This window comes from Sphingomonas sp. (assembly GCF_024508665.1).
Lineage (GTDB): Bacteria > Pseudomonadota > Alphaproteobacteria > Sphingomonadales > Sphingomonadaceae > Sphingomonas.
On the sequence record NZ_JANINP010000006.1, the window covers coordinates 153,641 to 174,248 of the forward strand.

At 65.8% G+C, this 20,608-nt stretch carries 20 protein-coding genes; 14 read left to right on the forward strand and 6 right to left on the reverse strand.

Features of this window, described 5'->3' with window-relative positions:
- Positions 1-4 precede the first annotated feature (4 nt).
- On the reverse strand, positions 5-796 hold the full coding sequence (murI, locus tag Q0L25_RS09505) for a glutamate racemase (protein ID WP_296613678.1): 792 nt from the start codon (positions 794-796) through the stop codon (positions 5-7).
- 95 nt (positions 797-891) lie between these two features.
- Between murI and plsY the strand changes: the two genes are divergently transcribed.
- From plsY to topA, 5 genes are all read left to right on the forward strand, one after another.
- The gene (plsY, locus tag Q0L25_RS09510; RefSeq protein ID WP_296613679.1) at positions 892-1,500 is read left to right on the forward strand and encodes a glycerol-3-phosphate 1-O-acyltransferase PlsY; all 609 of its coding nucleotides are present in this window, start codon (positions 892-894) and stop codon (positions 1,498-1,500) included.
- Complete coding sequence (gene dprA, locus Q0L25_RS09515) at positions 1,493-2,575, forward strand: DNA-processing protein DprA (protein WP_296613681.1); 1,083 nt, start codon at positions 1,493-1,495, stop codon at positions 2,573-2,575. The genes plsY and dprA overlap by 8 nt, the downstream gene beginning before the upstream one ends.
- 227 nt (positions 2,576-2,802) lie before the next feature.
- Positions 2,803-3,135, forward strand: coding sequence for a hypothetical protein (locus tag Q0L25_RS09520; protein WP_296613682.1), 333 nt, complete (start codon positions 2,803-2,805; stop codon positions 3,133-3,135).
- A gap of 109 nt (positions 3,136-3,244) precedes the next feature.
- Positions 3,245-3,619, forward strand: a complete 375-nt coding sequence (locus Q0L25_RS09525) for a hypothetical protein (RefSeq protein WP_296613684.1) — start codon at positions 3,245-3,247, stop codon at positions 3,617-3,619.
- 59 nt (positions 3,620-3,678) lie between these two features.
- Complete coding sequence (gene topA / locus Q0L25_RS09530; protein WP_296613685.1) at positions 3,679-6,219, forward strand: type I DNA topoisomerase; 2,541 nt, start codon at positions 3,679-3,681, stop codon at positions 6,217-6,219.
- 108 nt (positions 6,220-6,327) lie between these two features.
- On the opposite strand, the gene Q0L25_RS09535 is transcribed toward topA, so the two are convergent.
- Together Q0L25_RS09535 and panC are read right to left on the reverse strand one after the other, a co-directional pair.
- A complete protein-coding gene (locus Q0L25_RS09535) occupies positions 6,328-6,627 on the reverse strand; it encodes a hypothetical protein (RefSeq protein ID WP_296613687.1) in 300 nt (99 codons plus the stop codon).
- A 125-nt stretch (positions 6,628-6,752) separates the two neighbouring features.
- The gene (gene panC / locus Q0L25_RS09540; RefSeq protein WP_296613688.1) at positions 6,753-7,589 is read right to left on the reverse strand and encodes a pantoate--beta-alanine ligase; all 837 of its coding nucleotides are present in this window, start codon (positions 7,587-7,589) and stop codon (positions 6,753-6,755) included.
- A 98-nt stretch (positions 7,590-7,687) separates the two neighbouring features.
- Here panC and Q0L25_RS09545 point away from each other — a divergent pair, with 98 nt between their 5' ends.
- From Q0L25_RS09545 to Q0L25_RS09560, 4 genes are all read left to right on the forward strand, one after another.
- The gene (locus tag Q0L25_RS09545) at positions 7,688-8,455 is read left to right on the forward strand and encodes a division plane positioning ATPase MipZ (protein ID WP_296615659.1); all 768 of its coding nucleotides are present in this window, start codon (positions 7,688-7,690) and stop codon (positions 8,453-8,455) included.
- Position 8,456: 1 nt separating this feature from the next.
- Positions 8,457-8,738: a J domain-containing protein gene (locus tag Q0L25_RS09550; protein WP_296613690.1), complete on the forward strand. Its 282-nt coding sequence runs from the start codon at positions 8,457-8,459 to the stop codon at positions 8,736-8,738.
- Between the two features lie 53 nt (positions 8,739-8,791).
- On the forward strand, positions 8,792-10,174 hold the full coding sequence (gene pgmG, locus Q0L25_RS09555) for a phosphoglucomutase/phosphomannomutase PgmG (RefSeq protein WP_296613691.1): 1,383 nt from the start codon (positions 8,792-8,794) through the stop codon (positions 10,172-10,174).
- A 204-nt stretch (positions 10,175-10,378) separates the two neighbouring features.
- Positions 10,379-11,134, forward strand: a complete 756-nt coding sequence (locus tag Q0L25_RS09560) for a 3'-5' exonuclease (protein ID WP_296613692.1) — start codon at positions 10,379-10,381, stop codon at positions 11,132-11,134.
- Positions 11,135-11,351: 217 nt separating this feature from the next.
- On the opposite strand, the gene glmM is transcribed toward Q0L25_RS09560, so the two are convergent.
- A complete protein-coding gene (glmM, locus tag Q0L25_RS09565) occupies positions 11,352-12,692 on the reverse strand; it encodes a phosphoglucosamine mutase (protein ID WP_296613694.1) in 1,341 nt (446 codons plus the stop codon).
- 72 nt (positions 12,693-12,764) lie between these two features.
- On the opposite strand from glmM, the gene Q0L25_RS09570 reads away from it, so the two are divergent.
- Both Q0L25_RS09570 and Q0L25_RS09575 read left to right on the forward strand, forming a co-directional pair.
- The gene (locus tag Q0L25_RS09570) at positions 12,765-14,042 is read left to right on the forward strand and encodes a cation:dicarboxylase symporter family transporter (RefSeq protein ID WP_296613696.1); all 1,278 of its coding nucleotides are present in this window, start codon (positions 12,765-12,767) and stop codon (positions 14,040-14,042) included.
- On the forward strand, positions 14,039-15,040 hold the full coding sequence (locus Q0L25_RS09575) for an aldo/keto reductase (protein WP_296613698.1): 1,002 nt from the start codon (positions 14,039-14,041) through the stop codon (positions 15,038-15,040). The genes Q0L25_RS09570 and Q0L25_RS09575 overlap by 4 nt, the downstream gene beginning before the upstream one ends.
- A 163-nt stretch (positions 15,041-15,203) precedes the next feature.
- On the opposite strand, the gene Q0L25_RS09580 is transcribed toward Q0L25_RS09575, so the two are convergent.
- The gene (locus tag Q0L25_RS09580) at positions 15,204-15,902 is read right to left on the reverse strand and encodes an NnrU family protein (RefSeq protein ID WP_296613700.1); all 699 of its coding nucleotides are present in this window, start codon (positions 15,900-15,902) and stop codon (positions 15,204-15,206) included.
- Positions 15,903-15,943: 41 nt separating this feature from the next.
- The gene (locus tag Q0L25_RS09585) at positions 15,944-17,755 is read right to left on the reverse strand and encodes a peptide MFS transporter (RefSeq protein ID WP_296613702.1); all 1,812 of its coding nucleotides are present in this window, start codon (positions 17,753-17,755) and stop codon (positions 15,944-15,946) included.
- Between the two features lie 149 nt (positions 17,756-17,904).
- Between Q0L25_RS09585 and Q0L25_RS09590 the strand changes: the two genes are divergently transcribed.
- From Q0L25_RS09590 to Q0L25_RS09600, 3 genes are all read left to right on the forward strand, one after another.
- A complete protein-coding gene (locus Q0L25_RS09590) occupies positions 17,905-18,483 on the forward strand; it encodes a nitroreductase (RefSeq protein WP_296613703.1) in 579 nt (192 codons plus the stop codon).
- A gap of 39 nt (positions 18,484-18,522) precedes the next feature.
- Positions 18,523-18,876, forward strand: coding sequence for a GntR family transcriptional regulator (locus Q0L25_RS09595; RefSeq protein ID WP_296613705.1), 354 nt, complete (start codon positions 18,523-18,525; stop codon positions 18,874-18,876).
- A 139-nt stretch (positions 18,877-19,015) separates the two neighbouring features.
- Positions 19,016-20,578 carry a hypothetical protein gene (locus Q0L25_RS09600; protein ID WP_296613707.1) on the forward strand — a complete coding sequence of 521 codons (1,563 nt, stop codon included), beginning with the start codon at positions 19,016-19,018 and terminating at the stop codon, positions 20,576-20,578.
- Positions 20,579-20,608: the final 30 nt, after the last annotated feature.

Genomic DNA, 20,608 nt, shown 5'->3' on the forward strand with positions numbered 1-20,608 from the left:
AGAGTTAGAGCGACTCGGCGCGATTGATGCCGTAGCGCGCGAGCGCCGGGGCGAGGTGGCGTTCGGCGTCGCCGAACCGGGTGAAGACCGCGCGGTGCAGCGGCGTCTCGGGCCAGTCCTGGCCTTCGGTCAGATGCGCGACCCGGCGCGCGATCCCGGGCGCGCCGTCGATGAAGCGCACCGGATGCGGCGCGGCTTCGGCGAGCTCCTCGGCAACCAGGGGGAAATGCGTGCAGGCATTGACCACGACATCGATCCGCTCACCGCCCGGCTGGTCGAACAGCCCGGCGATCGCCGCACGATACTCCGCGATCGGCCGCCTTTCGCCCTGGAGCTTGGCTTCGGCGAGTTCGACCAACGCGGCCGATCCGTGGCGCAGGACGATGCAATCGCCGGCAAAGCGCGCCGCGAGATCGTCGACATAAGGCTGGCGCACCGTCGCGTCGGTGCCGAGCACGCCGATCACGCGCGTCTCGCTGATCGCCGCGGCGGGCTTGATCGCCGGCACGGTACCGACGATCGGCAGATCGAGCGCGGCGCGTACCGCGCCCAGGGCGATCGTCGACGCGGTGTTGCAGGCAATCACGATCAGCCGCGGGCCGTAGCGCTCGGCCAGCCGTCCGAGCAAGGCCGGCACGCGCGCCGCGATCTCCAGCTCGCTCTTGGTGCCGTAGGGGAAGCCCGCCGAATCAGCGACATAGACCAAGGGTGCGCGAGGCAGCAGCGTTTGGGTGGCGGCGAGCACCGACAGCCCGCCGACGCCGGAATCGAACAACAACAACGGGCGATCGTCCATGTACGGCCTCTAGGGGGATGCATCCATTCTGATCAAGATAAGTGGAAACACGGGTGCGGCTAGATTATGTATCAAAACGACAGGGGAGCGTTCACGTGGCGACGGAATATCTATGGGCAGCGCCGGCCGGCGCCGTGCTGCTCGGTTACCTTCTCGGCTCGATCCCGTTCGGCGTCATCCTGACCCGCGCCTTCGGCGCCGGTGACCTTCGCCAGATCGGATCGGGCAATATCGGCGCGACCAACGTCCTGCGGACGGGTCGCAAGGGTCTGGCCGCCGCGACCTTGCTGCTCGATCTCGCCAAGGGCGCCGCCGCGGTGCTGATCGCCGGCTGGCTGTTCCATGGTCATCAGATCCCCGCCGCCGCGGCCGTCTTGCTCGGCCATTGCTACCCGGTCTGGCTGAAGTTCAAGGGCGGCAAGGGCGTGGCGACCCTGATGGGAATCGTGCTCGCGCTGCACTGGCCGATCGGGCTGGTCTATGCCCTGGTCTGGCTGGGATTGCTTGGCGTGCTCCGCATTTCGTCGGTCGCCGGCATGACCGCCGCGATATCGGCGCCTGTCACGGCAGCGGTGCTGGGCGATTTCGATGCGGTATTCCTGCTGGTCGCGCTGGCGCTGATCGTGCTCTGGAAGCATCGCGCCAATGTCGAGCGGCTGATCCAGGGCAACGAGCCGAGGATCGGCGCCAAGAAGGATGGCTGACTCCCGCGTCGCGCGATTGCGGCTGATCCGTACGCCGACGATCGGTCCCGTCACCTATCGCCAGTTGCTCGCACGGTTCGGCAGTGCCGAGCGCGCGATCGAGGCTTTGCCCGATCTCGCCGCGCGCGGTGGCGGCAAGGCGCCCAGGATCGCCGACGCCGCGGCGGTCGAACGCGAGATCGCGCGGGTGGAGACACTCGGCGCGCGCTATCTGTTCGTCGACGACATGGATTATCCGCCGCTGCTCGCCGAGCTCGACAATGCGCCCGCGGTGATGACGATCCGGGGCGATACCGGACTGTTTGCGCGCACCAGCGTCGCGATGGTCGGCGCGCGCAACGCGTCCGCAGCAGCATGCCGCTTTGCCCGCGGGCTGGCGGTCGAGCTTGGGCGCGAGGGCGTGGTGATCGTCTCCGGCCTGGCCCGCGGGCTCGATACCGCGGCGCACCTGGGATCACTGGCGACCGGCACGATCGGCGTGATCGCGAGCGGCATCGACATCGCTTTCCCGCCCGAAAATCGGGCGCTGCAGGATCAAGTCGCCGAGCAGGGCCTGCTGATCGCCGAGCAACCGCCGGGGAGCGAACCGCTGGCGCGCAATTTCCCGCACCGCAACCGCGTCATCGCCGGGCTGGCCACCGGCACCGTGGTGGTCGAGGCGGCGCCGCGATCGGGATCGCTAATCACCGCGCGGCTGGCGGCGGAGGCGGGACGTGACGTCATGGCGGTGCCCGGCAGCCCGCTCGAGCCGCGCGCGCAGGGTTGCAACCTGTTGATCCGCGAGGGCGCGACCCTGGTCCAATCGGCCGCCGACATTCTGGAGACGATCCGTCCGATCGACCCGCGCATGGTGCGCGCGCCGGTCAGCCCGTTCGAGGAGCGATCCGGCGGCGAGCCCGGCGATGCCGAGCGCCGCGCGCTGACCGGGCTGCTCGGCCCGGTGCCGGTCGCGATCGACGAATTGATCCGCCAGTCGGGATTGCCGCCCGCGACGGTCGCGCTGATCCTGCTCGAACTCGAATTGGCCGGGCGCATCGAGCGCCATGCCGGCGGGCGGGTTAGTTTGATCCAATGATCCTGTAGGCGCTCGTTCCGAATATCGCTGACGAGTTGAGATTTGGAGTCGTTCGACCCGAGCTAACGTCACCCCGGCCTTGTGCCGGGGTCCACCGGGCGGCAAGGCCCGGAAAAGAAGCTCCGCTGTTGCGCTAACCTGCACAGTGGATGCCGGGACAAGCCCGGCATGACGGTCAAGTCCAATTATGCTCAACTACGGACAGTTCCTCAGGATCGGATCGAGCGATGCCAAGTGTCGACTTCAACGCAGTGATTTTGATTTTGGACACGTTGACTGAAGATCAATTTTCGTTCGTCGAACTCGACGACTGTATCGGCAGGCACTATGGTCGCGACGTTATTTCCCACGCCCTCAAGCTCCTGGGCGACCGCGACCTGATCAGGATCATTGTGGGCGCCGATGCGTCGTCTGAAGCTCCACGGGAATTTTGGGCTGGCATGTTGGAAGATTTCTTCGTTTTAGCGCAAAGAGATCGTGCCGAAAGGGCGACACACTTCCTCGAACTCAGCACACGGGGACAGGAAATCATGAGCCTATTCGGTATAGGTGCCATGTGAGCTCAGATAATACCCGGTTAGCGCGGCAGTTGAGAATTGGCGGTGATGTGCGCCACGCCAGACAATTGGTAATCGACCCGCTTCAACGCCACCCAGACGAGGTTTTCGCGTGACCCCGAATACCGCCCGCTTCCTGTTCCGCGGCGCCGCGATCTACGGCCTGATCGTCCTGTTGCCGCTCTATCTCCTCGAGCGTCAGGTGGCGGCCCCGGCCGCAGCGCTCGCCCATCCCGAATATTATTACGGTTTCATCGGCGCGGCGGCGGCGTGGCAGTTGGTCTATTGGACGATCGGCGGCGATCCGGTCCGCTATCGCGCGTTCATGCCGCTCGGTGTCGTCGCCAAGTTCGGTTTCTGGATTCCGACATTTTTGTTGTGGTTGAATGGACGCACGCCGACCTCCACCTTTGCGGTGACGAATGTCGATCTCCTCCTGGGGATCGGCTTCTTCGTCGCCTGGCGGGGGCTCAAGGCACCCGCTTGACGGGCATCATCGGGGCTCCCCATCCTCGCGCGTACACGTAAGGACCGCTTTTCACCGCCATGCAGCTTGTCATCGTCGAATCGCCGGCCAAGGCGAAAACCATCGAGAAATATCTGGGCAGCGACTATCGCGTTCTCGCGAGCTACGGCCATGTCCGCGACTTGCCGCCCAAGGACGGATCGGTCGATCCCGATGCCGGCTTCGCGATGGATTGGGAAAATTACGCCGACAAGGCGAAGCAGCTCAAGGCGATCACCGACGAGGCCAAGAAGGCCGATCGCTTGATCCTGGCGACCGACCCCGATCGCGAGGGCGAGGCGATTTCGTGGCACGTCCAGGAAGTGCTGCGCGGCCGCAAGGCGCTGCCCAAGCAAGTCGAGCGCGTCACCTTCAACGCGATCACCAAGGCGACGGTGACCGAGGCGATGCAGCATCCGCGCGAGCTCGACGAAGATCTGATCGACGCCTATCGCGCCCGCCGCGCGCTCGATTATCTGGTCGGCTTCACGCTCTCGCCGGTCCTCTGGCGCAAGCTCCCCGGCGCCAAGTCGGCGGGCCGCGTCCAGTCGGTCGCCCTGCGCCTGATCGTCGACCGCGAGCGCGAGATCGAGGCGTTCGTCGCGCAGGAATATTGGTCGGTCGCCGCGACGCTCGAACAGGACGGCACGCCGTTCACCGCGCGCCTCGTCAAATGGAATGGCGAGAAGCTCGACCGCCTGTCGATCGGCAAGGAAGGCGATGCGCTGAAGGCCAAGGCCGACGTCGAGAACGGCCGCTTCACCGTCCAGTCGGTCGAGACCAAGCCGGCGACGCGCAATCCACCGCCGCCCTTCACCACCTCGACCCTGCAGCAGGAAGCCGCGCGCAAGCTCGGCTTCTCGGCCAGCCACACGATGCGCATCGCCCAGGCGCTCTACGAGGATGGCGCGATCACCTATATGCGGACCGACGGCGTGCAGATGGACGGGTCGGCGATCTCGACCGCACGCAAGGCGATCACCGAGCGCTATGCCGCCAATTACGTCCCCGACAAGCCGCGCCAGTACCAGACCAAGGCGAAGAATGCGCAGGAAGCGCACGAGGCGATCCGTCCGACCGACTTCTCCAGGGATCGCGCCGGATCGGGCGATCATGCCCGGCTGTACGAACTGATCTGGAAGCGCGCGATGGCGAGCCAGATGGCCTCGGCGCAAATGGAGCGGACGACGATCGACCTGGCCGACGGCACCGGCCGCCACGGCTTGCGGGCGACCGGGCAGGTCGTGATGTTCCCCGGCTATCTCGCGCTTTACGAAGAAGGCCGCGACGACGAAGCCGATGAGGAATCGCGCCGCCTTCCGCGCTTGCGCGACGGCGACGTCCCGGCCAAGCGCGACGTCAGCGCCGAGCAGCATTTCACCCAGCCGCCGCCGCGTTTCTCCGAAGCGAGCCTGGTCAAACGGCTCGAGGAACTCGGCATCGGGCGCCCGTCGACCTATGCGTCGATCATCCAGACGCTCAAGGACCGCGACTATGTGCGGGTCGAGAAGAACCGCTTCTTCGCCGAGGAATCGGGCCGGCTGGTGACCGCCTTCCTCGAACGATTCTTCGAGAAATATGTCAGTTTCGACTTCACCGCGGGGCTGGAAGACGAGCTCGACGAGATTTCGGGCGGCCGCGCGCAATGGCAGGCCGTGCTCGAGGCCTTCTGGCGCGACTTCAAGCCGCGCACCGCCGAGGTGATGGAGTTCAAGCCGTCCGAAGTGACGCAACAACTCGACGAATTCCTCGCGCCCTATCTGTTCCCCGACAAGGCGGATGGCGGCGATCCGCGGCTCTGCCCCAATTGCGGCAAGGGCCAGCTGTCGCTGCGTGGTGGGCGGTTCGGCGCGTTCATCGCCTGCTCCAATTATCCCGAATGCAAATATACCCGCCGCTTCGCCCAGGCGGGCGCGGCGAGCGGGGAAGATACCGGCCCCGAATCCTTGGGCAAGGATCCGGAGACCGGCCTGGAGGTCGAGCGCAAGGCGGGGCGGTTCGGCCCCTACATCCAGCTTGGCGAGGGCAAGGACGCCAAGCGCGCGTCGATTCCCAAGGATATCGAGCTCGACCTCGACTGGGCCTTGAAGCTGCTGAGCCTGCCGCGCGAGATCGGCGCGCATCCGGAGACGGGCAAGCCGATCACCGCCTCGATCGGCCGATACGGCCCCTATCTGGCGCATGACGGCAAATATGCCCGGCTGCAATCGACCGCCGAGGTGTTCGAGACCGGCATGAACGCCGCGGTGGTCAAGCTGGCCGAGGCGGCGGCGAACGGCGGCCGCCCGGCGCGCGGATCGCAGGCCCCGCTCAAGGTGCTGGGCGCGCATCCGCGTACCGAGGCCGAGATCAAGCTGATGGAAGGGCGCTATGGCGCCTATGTCACCGACGGCACGACCAACGCGACCCTGCCCAAGACGATCGACAAGGATCAGCTGACCCTGGAGGAAGCCGCACAATTGATCGACGCGCGTGCGGCCGCGGCGCCGGCCAAGGGGAAGCGGGGAGCGAAGAAGGCGCCTGCCAAGAAAGCAGCGGCGAAGAAGGCACCGGCCAAGAAGAAGGCCGCGGCAAAGACGTAATCGTCACCCCGGACTTGTTCCGGGGTCCAATCCTCGACAACGGAATCCTTCCGTTGTTGCACCTTGGATGCCGGAACAAGTCCGGCATGACGGTGGAGGATAAAGGGCTTAAGCCGCGCTGCGGCTCGTTGCGTTCAACCACGACCGGGCGCGGGTCTGCGCCTCGGCGATTTCGCGCGCGGTCATCTCGTCGGCTATTTCGGCGCGGCAATGGCGTGCGCCTTCATGGCCACCACGCGACGCGGCGAGGTTGAACCATTTGTGCGCCTCGATCAGGTCGAGATCGACTCCGTTCGCACCGGTCGAATAATCGACCCCGAGATCGTAACAGGCGTTCCAATCGCCACGCGCGGCATCGATCAGCCGGCTCTCGATCAGAAATCGCGCATTCTTCAGGCTGCTGCCCATCTCGCCAACCCCTTTATCCCTTTGGCCGGGCTACCTTGGAGGCAGAGGGGTCAACAAATGGTTAACGGCATTTAACCATGAAATTCAGGGCGCTGTTTGGTTCGGCCGCGCCGAACGTGCGGCGCCTACAAAGGCGCAGCTATGTCGAGATTGTCGATCAGGCGGGTCGTGCCGATTCGCGCCGCGGCCAGCAGGCGCCGCCGTTGGCCCGGCCGCGGCTCGCCAAGGGTCGCTGCATCGACCAGCGCGACATAGTCGGGAACGAACCCGGCGCCGGTCAGCGACCTCGTGGCGGCGTCGAGGGCACCCGGCTCCCCCGCCTCGATCGCGCGCTTCGCCTCGGCCAGCGCGCGCGGCAGCGCCACCGCCCGGCTCCTCTCGTCGGGCGAGAGGTAAATGTTGCGCGACGACAAAGCGAGCCCGTCCGCCTCGCGTACCGTCGGCACGCCGACGATCTCCAGTCCCATGTCCAGATCAGCGACCATGCGGCGGATCACCGCCAGCTGCTGAAAATCCTTTTCGCCGAAGAACGCGATATCCGGGCGCACCTGGTTGAACAATTTGGTCACGACCGTCGCGACGCCGTCGAAATGGCCGGGCCGCGCGGCGCCGTCGAGCCCTTCGCTCACCCCCGAGACCGACACGTTGGTGGCGAAACCCGCCGGGTACATGTCGTCGACGCCGGGCATCCACAACAGGTCGCAGCCATGCGCGATCAGCAGCGCCTTGTCGGCCTCCGCCGGGCGCGGATAGCGTGACAGATCCTCGTTCGGTCCGAATTGCTTCGGGTTGACGAAGATCGAGGCGACAACCTTCGCCCCGGTTGCCAGCGCGGCATCGACCAGCGCCATATGGCCTGCATGAAGCGCGCCCATCGTCGGGACCAGCGCGACGCGCGCGCCATCGCCGCGCAGGCCAGCGACGGCGCGTCTCAAATCGGGCAGGTGATGGACTATTTGCATGGGAGTTGCCGCTTCGATAGACGAGGGTTCGCCTGTAAAAGGCGCGGGGCATCTCAGGCAACCAGGGTCTTTACGTGGCGGACGCCAACAAACCACATATGATCGTCTTCGCCAACGAGAAGGGCGGGACCGGCAAGTCGACCACCGCGGTCCATGTCGCGATCGCGCTGCAATCGCGCGGCGCGCGCGTCGCGGCGTTCGACCTCGACCATCGCCAGCGCACCATGGCGCGCTATTTCGAGAATCGCGTCGCCACCGCTAAGCGCACCAGCCGCGAGCTGCCGACGCCCGTCTTCGCCGCGCATGACGGCGAGAGCCTGGAGTTCTTCGACGACACGTTGGGCCGGCTGTGCGACGACGCCGATTTCGTGGTGATCGACACGCCCGGACGCGACGACCGTTTCGGGCGGCTGGCGGCGAGCCGCGCCGACACCCTGGTCACGCCGATGAACGACAGCTTCGTCGATTTCGACCTGATCGGGCAGGTCGATCCGGATACCTACAAGGTGACCCGGCCGAGCTTCTATGCCGAACTGATCTGGGACGCGCGCAAGGCTCGCGCCAAGGCCGACGGCGTCGCGATCGACTGGGTCGTACTGCGCAACCGCCTTCAGCATATCGAGGCGCGCAACATGCGCCGCGTGTCCGAGGCGCTCGACCAGCTCGCCAAGCGGGTCGGGTTCCGCATCATCCCCGGCCTGGGCGAACGCGTGATCTATCGCGAATTGTTCCCCAAGGGGCTGACCATGATCGACAGCCGCGATTTCGGCGAAATGGGCCTGGCGCATGTCGCCGCGCGGCAGGAATTGCGCGAGATGATGGCGGCGCTCGCACTGCCCGAGCCGGTCATGCCGCTCTTCGCCTGACATGGCCAAGCTCATCCTGGCATTGGCCGTGGCCTGGTTCGGCTGGTGGCTGTGGCAAGGGCCCAAGAAGGTCTGGACCGACGGTCGCCGCAAGCCGGAGCGCAGCGACGACGAGATTCGGGCGTTGGCCGTGCTGGGGCTCGACCTCGGCGCCAGCCGCGAGGACGTCCGCATCGCGCATCGCCGCCTGTTGCGCAACGTTCATCCCGATCATGGCGGCACCGACGAACTCGCGCGGCGCGTCAACGAAGCGCGCGACGTGCTGCTGCGATCCAAGGATTGAACTTTTCCGCGCTCGGCGGATTGGGCGCGCATCACCCTCTGACCGGAGACTCCATGACCCATCGTTTCGACCCAACGTCCTTGCGTGAATACGATATCCGCGGCGTCGTCGGCAAAACCCTGTCGACCGACGATGCCGGCGCGATCGGCCGCACCTTCGGCACGATCGTACGCCGCGCCGGCGGTACGCGCGTCGCGGTCGGGCGCGACGGCCGCACCTCGTCGCCGGCGATGGAAGCGGCCTTGGTCGACGGGCTGCTCGCCTCGGGCGTCAACGTGATCCGCACCGGCATGGGACCAACCCCGCAGCTTTACTGGGCGGAGGCCGAGCTGGAAGTCGATGGCGGCATCCAGATCACCGGCAGCCACAATCCGGCCGAATATAACGGCTTCAAGATGGTGCTGCAGCATCGCCCGTTCTTCGGCGAGGATATCCAGAATCTCGGCCGGATGGCGGCCGAAGGCGATTGGGAAGAAGGCCAGGGCGAGGTCGCCGATGCCGATATCGTCGACGATTATGTCGGCCGGCTGATGGCCGGCTATTCGGGCGGCGCGTACCGGATCGGCTGGGACGCGGGCAACGGCGCCGCCGGGCCGGTGATCGAAAAGCTGACCAAATTGCTGCCCGGCGAGCATCATCTGATCTTCACCGAGGTCGACGGCACTTTCCCCAATCATCATCCCGACCCGACCGAGGAAAAGAACCTGGCGCATCTCAAGGCGCTGGTGGCGGAGAAGGGACTCGATTTCGGCGTCGCGTTCGACGGCGACGGCGACCGGATCGGCGCGATCGACGGCAAGGGCCGTGTGATCTGGGGCGACCAGATCCTCTCGATCCTGGCCGAGCCGGTGCTGAAGGAAGTGCCCGGCGCGACGATCATCGCCGACGTCAAGGCGAGCCAGGCGCTGTACGACCGCATCGCCGAATTGGGCGGGCAGCCGCTGATGTGGAAGACCGGGCACAGCCTGATCAAGACCAAGATGAAGGAAACGCACGCGCCGCTCGCCGGCGAGATGTCGGGCCACATCTTCTTCGCGCACGATTTCTACGGCTTTGACGACGCGCAATATGCCGCCGTCCGCTTGATCCGCGCGGTGCACATGATCGGCAAGTCGATGACCGAGATCAAGGACGCGATGCCGGTGATGGTCAACACGCCCGAGATGCGCTTTCAGGTCGATGAGAGCCGCAAGTTCGCGGTGATCGACGAAGTGCTCGACCGGCTCGAGACCGAAGGGGCCGACGTCAACCGCACCGACGGCGCGCGAGTCACCACGCCCGACGGCTGGTGGCTGCTCCGCGCGTCGAACACCCAGGACGTGCTGGTGGCGCGCGCCGAGGCGAAGGACCAGGCGGCGCTCGACCGCCTGCTCGCGCAGATCGACGCGCAGCTGGCCGCAAGCGGGCTGGAGCGCGGGCCGCAAGCGGGGCATTGACCAGGCCGCTCGACGACAAACCCTAATTCGTCACCCCGGCCTCGTGCCGGGGTCCACTCTTCCACAACCGAAATGAGGCGTTGTTGCGCGGTGGATGCCGGCACAAGGCCGGCATGACGGGGAAAGTTCGGCGACGGCACCCGATCGCCACGACAGTATCGGCCCGGAGTCGCTTTTCGGCGCCGAAACGCCCACATATAGGCAATGGCATCCCCCTCGATCATCCGTGTCATCGACCTCGAAACCACCGGCAATGCGCCGCCGCAGCATGGCGTGTTGGAAGTGGGCTGGCAGGATGTCGCGCTCGGCGCCGACGGACGCTGGGAACTCTATGGCGAGGGCGGCAGCCGGATGGTCAATCCGGGCCGCCCGATTCCGCCGATCACCCAGGCGATCCATCACATCCTCGACGAGCAGGTCGCCGATGCGCCCTATTGGATCGACGTCGCCCGCCCGGTGCTCGATCCCTATCCGCGCCGCCTCGCGCTCGCCGCGCATCGCGCCGACTTCGAGGAGCAATTCTGCACGCCGGCGCTGACCCATGGCGCCGACTGGATCTGCACGTGGAAATGCGCGCTGCGATTGTGGCCAGACAGCCCAAGCTTCTCCAATCAGGTGTTGCGCTATTGGCGCAAGCCCGAGGGGCTGGTGCATGAGCGCGGACTGCCTGCGCACCGCGCCTTTCCCGATGCCTATGTCACCGCCCACCACCTGCGCGACATGCTCAACGAAGCCTCGGTCGCGCAGCTGATCGAATGGTCCAAGCTGCCCGGACTGCTGCCGCGGGTCCGCTTTGGTCCCGATCGCGGCAAGGAATGGAGCGAGATCGCCGAGGACAGCCTGGCCGGACTCCTGACCGACCGCGACCCCGACGTGCGCTTCACCGCCGAGACCGAACTCGCCCGGCGGCGCGGCGGCGGCGCAGTGGGACGCGCCAACCTGCAAGGCTTGCTGCTGTAACGTCCATCGATCGGGCAGCCTGTCTAATCCTCCCCCGCCAGGGGAAGGTGGCAGCCGCAGGCTGACGGAGGGGGCGGACAGCCTCCAACTGCCGTTGTGCGTCCTCCCCTTCCGACGCGCTTCGCGCGCCACCTCCCCCTGGCGGGGGAGGATTAAGGGGGATGTCGTTACGCCCTGCGAGAAGGTTTTCGCCTACGGGAGGATGACGTTTGGACGATTACCCCGCCGCGGTCTTTACTGCGTCGCAGATGCGGTCGACCACCGCCTCGACCTGAGCGGAATCCTCGCCTTCGGCCATTACCCGGATCACCGGCTCGGTGCCCGACGGGCGGATGATCAGCCGGCCCTTGCCTTCGAGTTCGCCCTCGGCATCGGCGATCACGGCCTTGACGCCGACATCGTCGAGCGGCTTGCCGCCCTTGAACCGCACATTCTTGAGCAATTGCGGCAGCGGGTCGAAACGGTGGAGCAATTCGCTCGCCGGAATCCCCGAGCGGACCAGCTCAGCAAGGATCTGCAACGCGGCGACCAGCCCGTCGCCGGTTGTGGCGTAATCCGACAGGATGATGTGGCCCGATTGCTCGCCGCCGACATTATAGCCCTGGCCGCGCATCGCCTCGAGCACATAGCGGTCGCCGACCTTGGTCCGGATCAGCTTGATCCCTTGTGCGCCGAGATGGCGTTCGAGCCCCAGGTTCGACATCACCGTCGCGACCAGCCCGCCATTCCTCAAATTGCCCGCGCGCGCCCAGCCGGTCGCGATGACCGCCATCAACTGGTCGCCGTCGATCACCCGCCCGGTCTCGTCGACCACGATCAGCCGGTCGGCATCCCCGTCGAGCGCGATGCCGATATGCGCACCCGACGCGACCACGGTCTCGCACAAAGTCTGCGGCGCGGTCGATCCGACCTGGTCGTTGATGTTCTTGCCGTTGGGCGTGACGCCGATCGCGATGACCTCGGCCCCCAATTCCCACAAGGCGGAGGGCGCGACCTGATAGGCGGCGCCATTGGCGCAATCGACCACGACCTTGAGCCCGTCGAGCGTCAGATCGTCGGGGAAGGTCGCCTTGGCGAAATGGATGTAGCGGCCGCGCGCATCCTCGACCCGGCGTGCGCGGCCGATATCGGGCGCGTCGGCGAGCCTGACCTCACCGTCGATCAACGCCTCGATCGCCATTTCGTCGGCGTCGGACAATTTGTAGCCGTCCGGCCCGAACAATTTGATGCCGTTATCGGCGTAGGGGTTGTGGCTGGCCGAGATCATCACGCCGAGATCGGCGCGCATCGACTTGGTCAGCATGCCGATCGCCGGGGTCGGCAGCGGTCCGAACAGCGTCACGTCCATGCCGACGCTGGTGAACCCCGCGACCAGGGCGTTTTCGAGCATATAGCCCGACAGTCGCGTGTCCTTGCCGATCACCACGCGATGCTTGTGATCGCCGCGAACGAAGTGCGCGCCGGCCGCCATACCGACCTTCATCGCCATCTCCGCCGTCATCGGCTGCACGTTGGTGAGGCCGCGAATTCCGTCCGTGCCGAAATATTTTCTTGCCATTCTGACCGTTTCCGTCCGCTATCCCGCGCTCTTGGCCGGGCGTGATAGCGCGGCAATCGGAGAAGGGCGAGCATGTCGCAAGCATTGAGGATTCTGATCGCGCTGGTCGGCGGGTTGGTGCTGGGTATCGCGCTCGCCAATTGGGCGCCGGTTCCGGGCGCAACGATGCTCTATATCACCAAGCTGATCGGCGGGGCCTGGCTCCATGGCCTGCAGATGGTGATCGTCCCGCTGGTCGTCGCCTTGCTGGTGATCGGCATCGCCGCGTCGGCGGAAGCCGCCCGCGCCGGACGGATCGCCGGACGCGCGCTGCTCTTCTTCGTCGTCATCCTGTGGATCAACACGATCATGTCGGCGGTGATCACGCCGCTGTTGCTGCGCCTGTTCCCGCTCCGTGCCGAATGGGCCGAGGCGCTGAAGGCATCGCTGTCGAGCGCCAAGACCGCCGGCCAGGTACCGACCTTGGCCGACTTCTTCGACAAGATCGTGCCGACCAACATCATCGACGCCGCGGCGACCGATGCCTTCCTGCCGCTGACCGTGTTCGCGATGGTGTTCGCCTTTGCCATCACCCGGCTCGAGCCCGACCGCCGCAAGCTGATGGTCGATTTCTTCCAGGCGATCGCCGATGCGATGATCGTCGTGATCGGCTGGGTGCTGGTGCTCGCCCCGCTCGGCGTGTTCTGCCTGGCGTTCGGAGTTGGCATGCAGACGGGCGCGGCCGCGTTCGGCGCGCTGGCGCACTATATCCTGACGGTCTCGACCCTGGGCATCCTGGTCCTGTTGTCCGCCTATCCGATCGCCGCGGTCGGATCGCGGGTGAGCATCGGCCGCTTCGCGCGCGCGGTGCTGCCGAGCCAGATCGTCGCGATCAGCACCTCGTCCTCGCTCGCCTCTTTGCCGACCATGCTCAGGTCGAGCGAGGAGATCGGCGCCCCGGCGCGGGTGTCGGGCATCGTCCTTCCGATCGCGGTCGCGGTGTTCCGCGCCACCAGCCCGGCGATGAACCTGGCGGTGGCCCTCTATGTCGCGCATCTGACCGGAACGCCGATCGGCCCCGGCCAGCTCGCCGCCGGCGTGGTCACCGCGGCGATCACGACGATGGGGTCGGTGTCGTTGCCCGGCACGATCAGCTTCTTCGCGTCGGTCGCGCCGGTATCGGTGGCGATGGGCGTGCCGCTCGAGGCATTGGGGCTGCTGGTCGCGGTCGAGACTATCCCCGACTTGTTCCGAACGCTCGGCAACGTGACGATGGATGTCGCGGTCACCGGGACGATCGCGGCGCGGAGCGGGATCACCACTGACACCGAAAGCGAAACCGACCGCATGATCGAGGAGATCCCGGCATGAAATACCGCACGCTCGGCAGCCATGAAGGCGGCTTGAAAGTCTCGGCGATCGGCATCGGCTGCATGCCGATGATCCGCAACGGCAACATCAATTACGGCCATGCCGACGACGACGAATCGATCCGCACGATTCATGAGGCGATCGAACTGGGCATCACTTTCTTCGACACCGCGGAGATGTACGGTCCGTTCGCCAATGAGGAACTGGTCGGCCAGGCGATCAAGGGCAAGCGCGACGGTCTGGTGATCGCGACCAAGTTCGCGATGCGCTGGAACGGCAATGAGATGACCGGGCTCGACGGCAGCCCGGCCAATGCCCGCCGTGCGGTGGAGGGATCACTGAAGCGGCTGGGGATCGACACGATCGACCTGTTCTACCAGCACCGGGTCGACCCAAATGTGCCGATCGAGGAGACGGTCGGCGGCATGGCGGAGCTGGTCAAGGAAGGAAAGATCCGCCACATCGCCTTGTCGGAAGCGGGACCCCAGACGCTGCGCCGCGCCGCCACGGTGCATCCGATCACCGCGCTGCAGAGCGAATATTCGGTGTGGGAACGCGACGTCGAGGACGAGATCCTGCCGGCCTGTCGCGAGCTTGGCATCGGGTTCGTGCCGTACAGCCCGCTCGGTCGCGGCTTCCTCGCTGGCACTATCCGCAGTCTCGACGAACTGCCCGCCGACGACTGGCGCCGCAACGACCCGCGCTACCAGGCCGATACGCTGCCGCAGAACCTCAAGATCGTCGATGCGATCGCCGAGGTGGCGAAGCGTCACAAGGCGTCGAACGCACAGGTCGCGCTCGCCTGGCTACTCGCCCAGGGTGATGATGTGGTGCCGATCCCTGGCGTCAAGCGCCGCGAGACGATGCGCGATTCGGCCGGGTCGGTCGACGTCACGCTGACCGCCCACGACCTCGCCGCGATCGATGCCGCCGCGCCCAATGGCGGCACGGCAGGGCCGCGCTATGGCGAACGAGGTATGCGGATGGTCAAGCTATAGGCTGAATCTTGGCGGGATCTCCCTCTCCCCGTGTGGGAGAGGGAGGGGGCGCCGAAGGCGCGGAAGGGTGAGGGGGACTCACAGCTTTCGCCGATTCCCCCCTCATCCTTCCGGCACTGCGCGCCTCCCTCCTTCTCCCACAGGGGGAGAAGGAATCAGCCCCCTAACCGCCGATCCACCGCCAGATGCCGGCAGGCACCCCAGCGAGCGGCAGATGGGCCCAGGTCGCGGCCAGCCACAGCACGATCCCGCCGACCGCTGGCACGACGCCGGCGGGCGTGAACTTGACCCGTCCGCCGAGAATCGCGCCGAGCGGCCAATAGCTGGTCTGCTGTTCCCATGCCCGCCACGTCTCGGGCTGGAGTTTTTCCTTCTTCCTGTCCTGCAGCGCGGCACCGACCAAAGCGAGGAGGATGATCGTCTTGGCCAGCACGATATTGGCGGGCGTCGGCATTACCAGGATGTGCGCCACGCCCCAAAGCGCGAAGCTCCACATCATCGGGTGCCGGGTCACGCTGAACACGCCGCACGGTTCGGGCGGCACGCCCGGCGCTCGCGGCGGCCCGGGGAGTGCCGGGTTGCCACGCAGCGACCCCACGAACAGGACGCTCGCCGGCAGCATGATCAGCGTGCCGACGATCCACAATCCGTCGCCCACCGCCCAGAGCGGCGTTTCCGCCGGCACCGCGCGAAACGCCAAGGCAAGCCAGCCGAACGTCGCCAGTGCGACCAGCGAATAGATGCCCTGGAACGGCATCTCGCCGACCGCGCGGACGATCGGGGCACGCAATGGATGCGACAGCAGAAAGTGTGATCCGACGAATGCGACCGCGGCAGTTATTTCCCAGGATAACGGACTCATGGACCCTCTCCCCCGAACCCTTCGAGGGAGAGGCTAGAACATCACTGGACGCCGTGCATCCACTTCTTGAGCGGCCAGGACAGCAACAGCAGCAATACGCCGAGGCCGATCGCGACGAGCGCGATCACCGTGAAGGTGTGGGTATAGGTATCCAGGCTGACCTTTAGGTTGGTCGCCTGCCCGCCCACCGTCTCGACGCTGGCAAATTGCGCGACCAGGCCGGCGACATATTGCGCGACGGAGATCGACAGGAACCACACGCCCATCATCAACCCGACGACCCGCGCGATGGAGAGCTTGGTGATCATCGACAGGCCCACCGGCGAGATGCACAATTCGGCGATCGAGTGGATCACGTAGAGCCCGGCGAGCCACCACAAACCTACCTTGAAGCTGCTGTCGGCGAAGGTCGATCCCCAGACCAGGAACAGGAAGCCGGCCCCCACGCCCATCAGCGCGGCGGCGAACTTGATCGGGATCGACGGCTCCCAGCCGCGGCGCGCGAGCCAGCCCCAGAAAGCGCTCAGCACCGGCGCCAGCAGCACGATCGAGATCGGGTTGAAATTCTGCGTCTGTGGCGCCGACATCACCCAGTCGCCGATGATCGTGCGATCGGTATTGCGATCGGCGAACAGGGTCAGGCTCGACCCCGCCTGCTCGAACAAGGTCCAGAACACGACGTTGAACACGATCAGCACCATCGCGGCGAGCATCATCTGGCCTTCCACCTTGCTGCCCTTGATGAATGACCAGATCAGGATGCCCGGCACCGAGAGGATGAACGTCCCGAACAGCAATTTCCCCGTCAGCGGAAGTGACGCGAGATAGCCGATGAAGCCCGATCCTTCCGGCGGCTTTTCCGCCTGCATCAGATTGACGAAGAGGAAATAGATCACCGGCACGGCCAGGATCGCCAGCGCATAGATCAGCATCGCGCGATCGGGCCCGGTCCTGGCGGGCGGGTTGCCATAAGGGTCGAGCCGGCCGCCGTGATAGCTGATCATGAAGAACGAGATCACCATCGCCACGCCGGCGAGGCCGAGCCCGAGCGGCCAGCCGAAACTGTCGGCGAAGAACGCGCAGAGGAACTGGCCGAGGATCGAGCCGGTGTTGATCCCCATATAGAAGATCGTGAAGCCGGCATCGCGGCGGCGGTCGCCTTGCTCGTAGAGCTCGCCGACCATGGTCGAGATATTGGGCTTGAAGAAGCCGTTGCCGACCGAGACCAAGGACAGCGCCATCAACAGGATCATGGTCAGGAGCGGGCTGCGCTCGGCTTCCTCGACGAAGCTACCCTTGGCGAGACGGCGGACTTCCTTGCCGTCCGCGCCGAGCAGCGACATGCTGCCGTCCTCATTGCCGCGCATCGCGAGCTTCTTGCCGTTATCGACCAGATAACGCGCCTCGGCCGGATCGCTGGTCGGTGCGTCGCGGAAGTGATCGACGACCACTTCATACTTCTTGCCGTCGATCACCTGATAGGGCTTGGCCGGCTGGCCACCGAAAGCGAGGGTGAAATAGCCGATCGCCATCATCAGCGCGCCGAAGCGTACCGCGCGTTTCGAGCCGAGATATTGGTCGGCGAGCAGGCCGCCGACCAGCGGGGTCAGATAGACCAACGCGGTATAGCCGCCGTACAGGCCGGTAGAAGCACGGTCGCCGAGAATGAAATGCTTGGTGAGGTAGAGCGTGAGCAGCGCCCGCATGCCGTAAAAGCCGAACCGCTCCCACATCTCGGTGCCGAACAGCCAGAAGAGGGGCTTGGGATGGCCGAACCACGTCCCCTCTGCCGCGGGGTTGGTGTGGGTAATGTCCGGCTCGCGCGGATTGTCCGCGGTCGGGGTGTCCACCATGCATTCGCTCCCTGAAGTCTTGCTTCCGCCGTCTGAGTACGCGGCGGATGGATGAGCGGAGACTAGCGGCAAAGCGGGGGGAGTAAATATACCGGGGATAGCCGCCGGCCGCCGTTGCCGGTGCGCGCACGCGCTCCTAGATGGCGGCCATGTTCAACGACCTTTCCACTCCGCTGTCGCTGCTGTCGACCCGCCGGTCGGGCAAGCCGCGCGATCTCGTCGCGCCGGGGCCCGATGATGCCCAGCTGCAGCAGATCCTGGAGATCGCGGCGCGCACGCCCGACCATGGCAAGCTCGCACCGTGGCGGTTCGTGATCGTTCCCGCCGACAAGCGCGCGGCGCTGGCGGAGACGATCACCACTGCCTATCGCGCCGAGCGGCCGCAGGCGGCGCGGCTGGAGATCGAGGCGCTCGAGCAATTCGCGACCCAGGCGCCGACTTTGGTGGTGGTGCTGTCGTCGCCCAAGGTCGAAAGCCATATTCCTTTATGGGAGCAGCAATTGTCGGCGGGCGCGGCGTGCATGAACCTGCTTCACGCCGCGCATGCTCTGGGCTTCGCCGGCGGCTGGCTGACCGGCTGGGCGGCCTATTCGGACGCGGTCCGCGATGCGTTCGGCGCGGAACCCGAACGGATCGCCGGGTATATCTTCCTGGGAACGCCGGCAAAGCAACTAGAAGAAAGGCCGCGACCCGATCCGCAAAAGATTATTTCAACGTGGCAAGGGTAATTGACTGGACTCTTTTGGCCGTTGCTGTATTAGTGCACCATGGCACTTAGCAATGACGACAGCCCGGTCTACATCCGGCTGAGGGGCACGATCTCGGCGGCGATCCTGCGGGGCGAATATCGGGCGGGCGACCAATTGCCGTCGGTCCGCGCACTCGCGGCCGAACATGGCGCCAACCCGCTGACCGTCGCCAAGGCCTATCAGAGTTTCCAGGACGACGGTTATGTCGAGGTGCGGCGCGGCGTCGGCATGTTCGTCCTGCCCGGCGCGGCGGAAAAGCTACGCGTCGCCGAGCGCGACCGCTTCGTGACCCAGCAATGGCCGCGCATCGCCGAGTATATCGACCTGCTCGGACTCGACGCCGCCGATCTGCTGGAACGCGAACGCGCCTGAATCTTCGGCTGGGCTCTAACCCTTACGATCATCCAATACATCTCGTTAAGGCCGTCCAACCCGCGGCGTTGCGTCCCATCCCGACGCCTTCACGACGATCCGCTTTGACCTGGCGAGAGCTGCCGGTAATTAGCTGGCCATGGCGGGGCGGGAAACGGGAAGCGGATTAACCGCAGCGCTCAACCCCGGCACGATCCTGGTCAGTCGCGCGGCGATCGCCATTCTGGCGGCGGTGTTCCTCGCCGGGCTCGTGCGATTGACCGCACACGCTTCCGTCGCGCTCAGCTTTCCCTACGCCTTCGACTATGGCGAAGGCGTCGTCTGGCAACAGATGCGCAACATCGTCCAGGGCGAGGGCTACCGGGCGATCGGGATCTATCCCGCGATCGCCTATGAATACCCGCCCGTCTTCCATCTTTGCGCGGCAGGTGTCGCGCGGATCACCGGGATCGATGAGCTCTACGCCGGACGGCTCGTATCACTGGCATCGGCGATCGCCTCCGCGCTGCTCATCGCCCGGCTGACGGCCAATGTCCTTGCCGGCGAGAAGCGGAGAGTGGTCGTCGCCGCCGCGACCGTCGCGGGATTGGCGTTCCTTACGCTGCCGCTGGTCGGGGAATGGTCGCTGTTGATGCGGATCGACCTGTTGGCCTGCGCTTTTTCGCTCGGGGGCATGCTGCTGGCGATTCATGCCCCCCGGTCGATTGTCGCCTGTATCGCCGCGGGCCTCCTCTTCACGCTGGCGCTTTACACCCGCCAGACGAGCCTGCCGGCGCCGGCGGGTGCGTTTCTGGTCCTGCTCGCGGTACGTCCTGCCCGGGCCTGGCTGATGGCAGCCGTTTCGGTCGGCAGCGGTCTAGCGGTCCTTGGGGTGCTGGAAGCCATGACCCAGGGCGGCTTTCTGCTCAATATCGTTTCGTACAACATCAACCGCATCATCTGGGATCACGCGCTCGCGTTCGGCACCGTGCTGCTGGCCAATGTCGCGGTGATCGGGATCGCGCTCTTCGGCCTATTCGACAGCTTGCGCCTCTCGGGCGTGCGGCGGTGGCGCGATCTGAAGGCGTGGCTCGCCACCGATCCGAAAAATGTCGCAATCGCGGTCGTCGCCGCGACCTTGGGCTGCAAGACGCTGATGCTGCCGGCGATCTTGAAATCGGGCGCGAGCGACAATTACCTGATCGATTGGTTTTCCGAGCTCGCCATATTTTTCGGGATCGCGATGGTGCCGGTGCTGCGCGCGGCGTTAGGCTTGCATGCGAAACCGAATGCGATCCTGTTGGGCCTGGCCGGCATCGTTCTGCCGCTGCAAACCGCAGGAGCAGGGCTTTTGCCCGACCAGGGCGCCGTCCACGCTCAGCAGCGAGCGCTCGACGTGATCGTCGATCGCATCCGTCAGGCGAAACGGCCGGTGATTTCCGACGACGCCACCCTCTTGATCAGGGCGGGGCAAGCCATGCGTTGGGAGCCGTCCATCATTGCCGAGCTCGGCAGCGCCGGACGCTATGACGAAGCCAAATTCGTCACGCTGATCGAGGAACGCAAATTCGGATTTTTCGTCACCGATGGCGACCGCGGCGAAATGGTGTTCGATCAACGCTTCAATCCGAAGGTCGTCGAGGTGATCCACATCGCCTATCCTCGTCGCGAACGCATCGGCGGCCGGGTTTTGCACCTGCCGCGTCACGACGCGACTCCCTGAGGCCAATCGACTCAGGCGGAGCATGTCGGC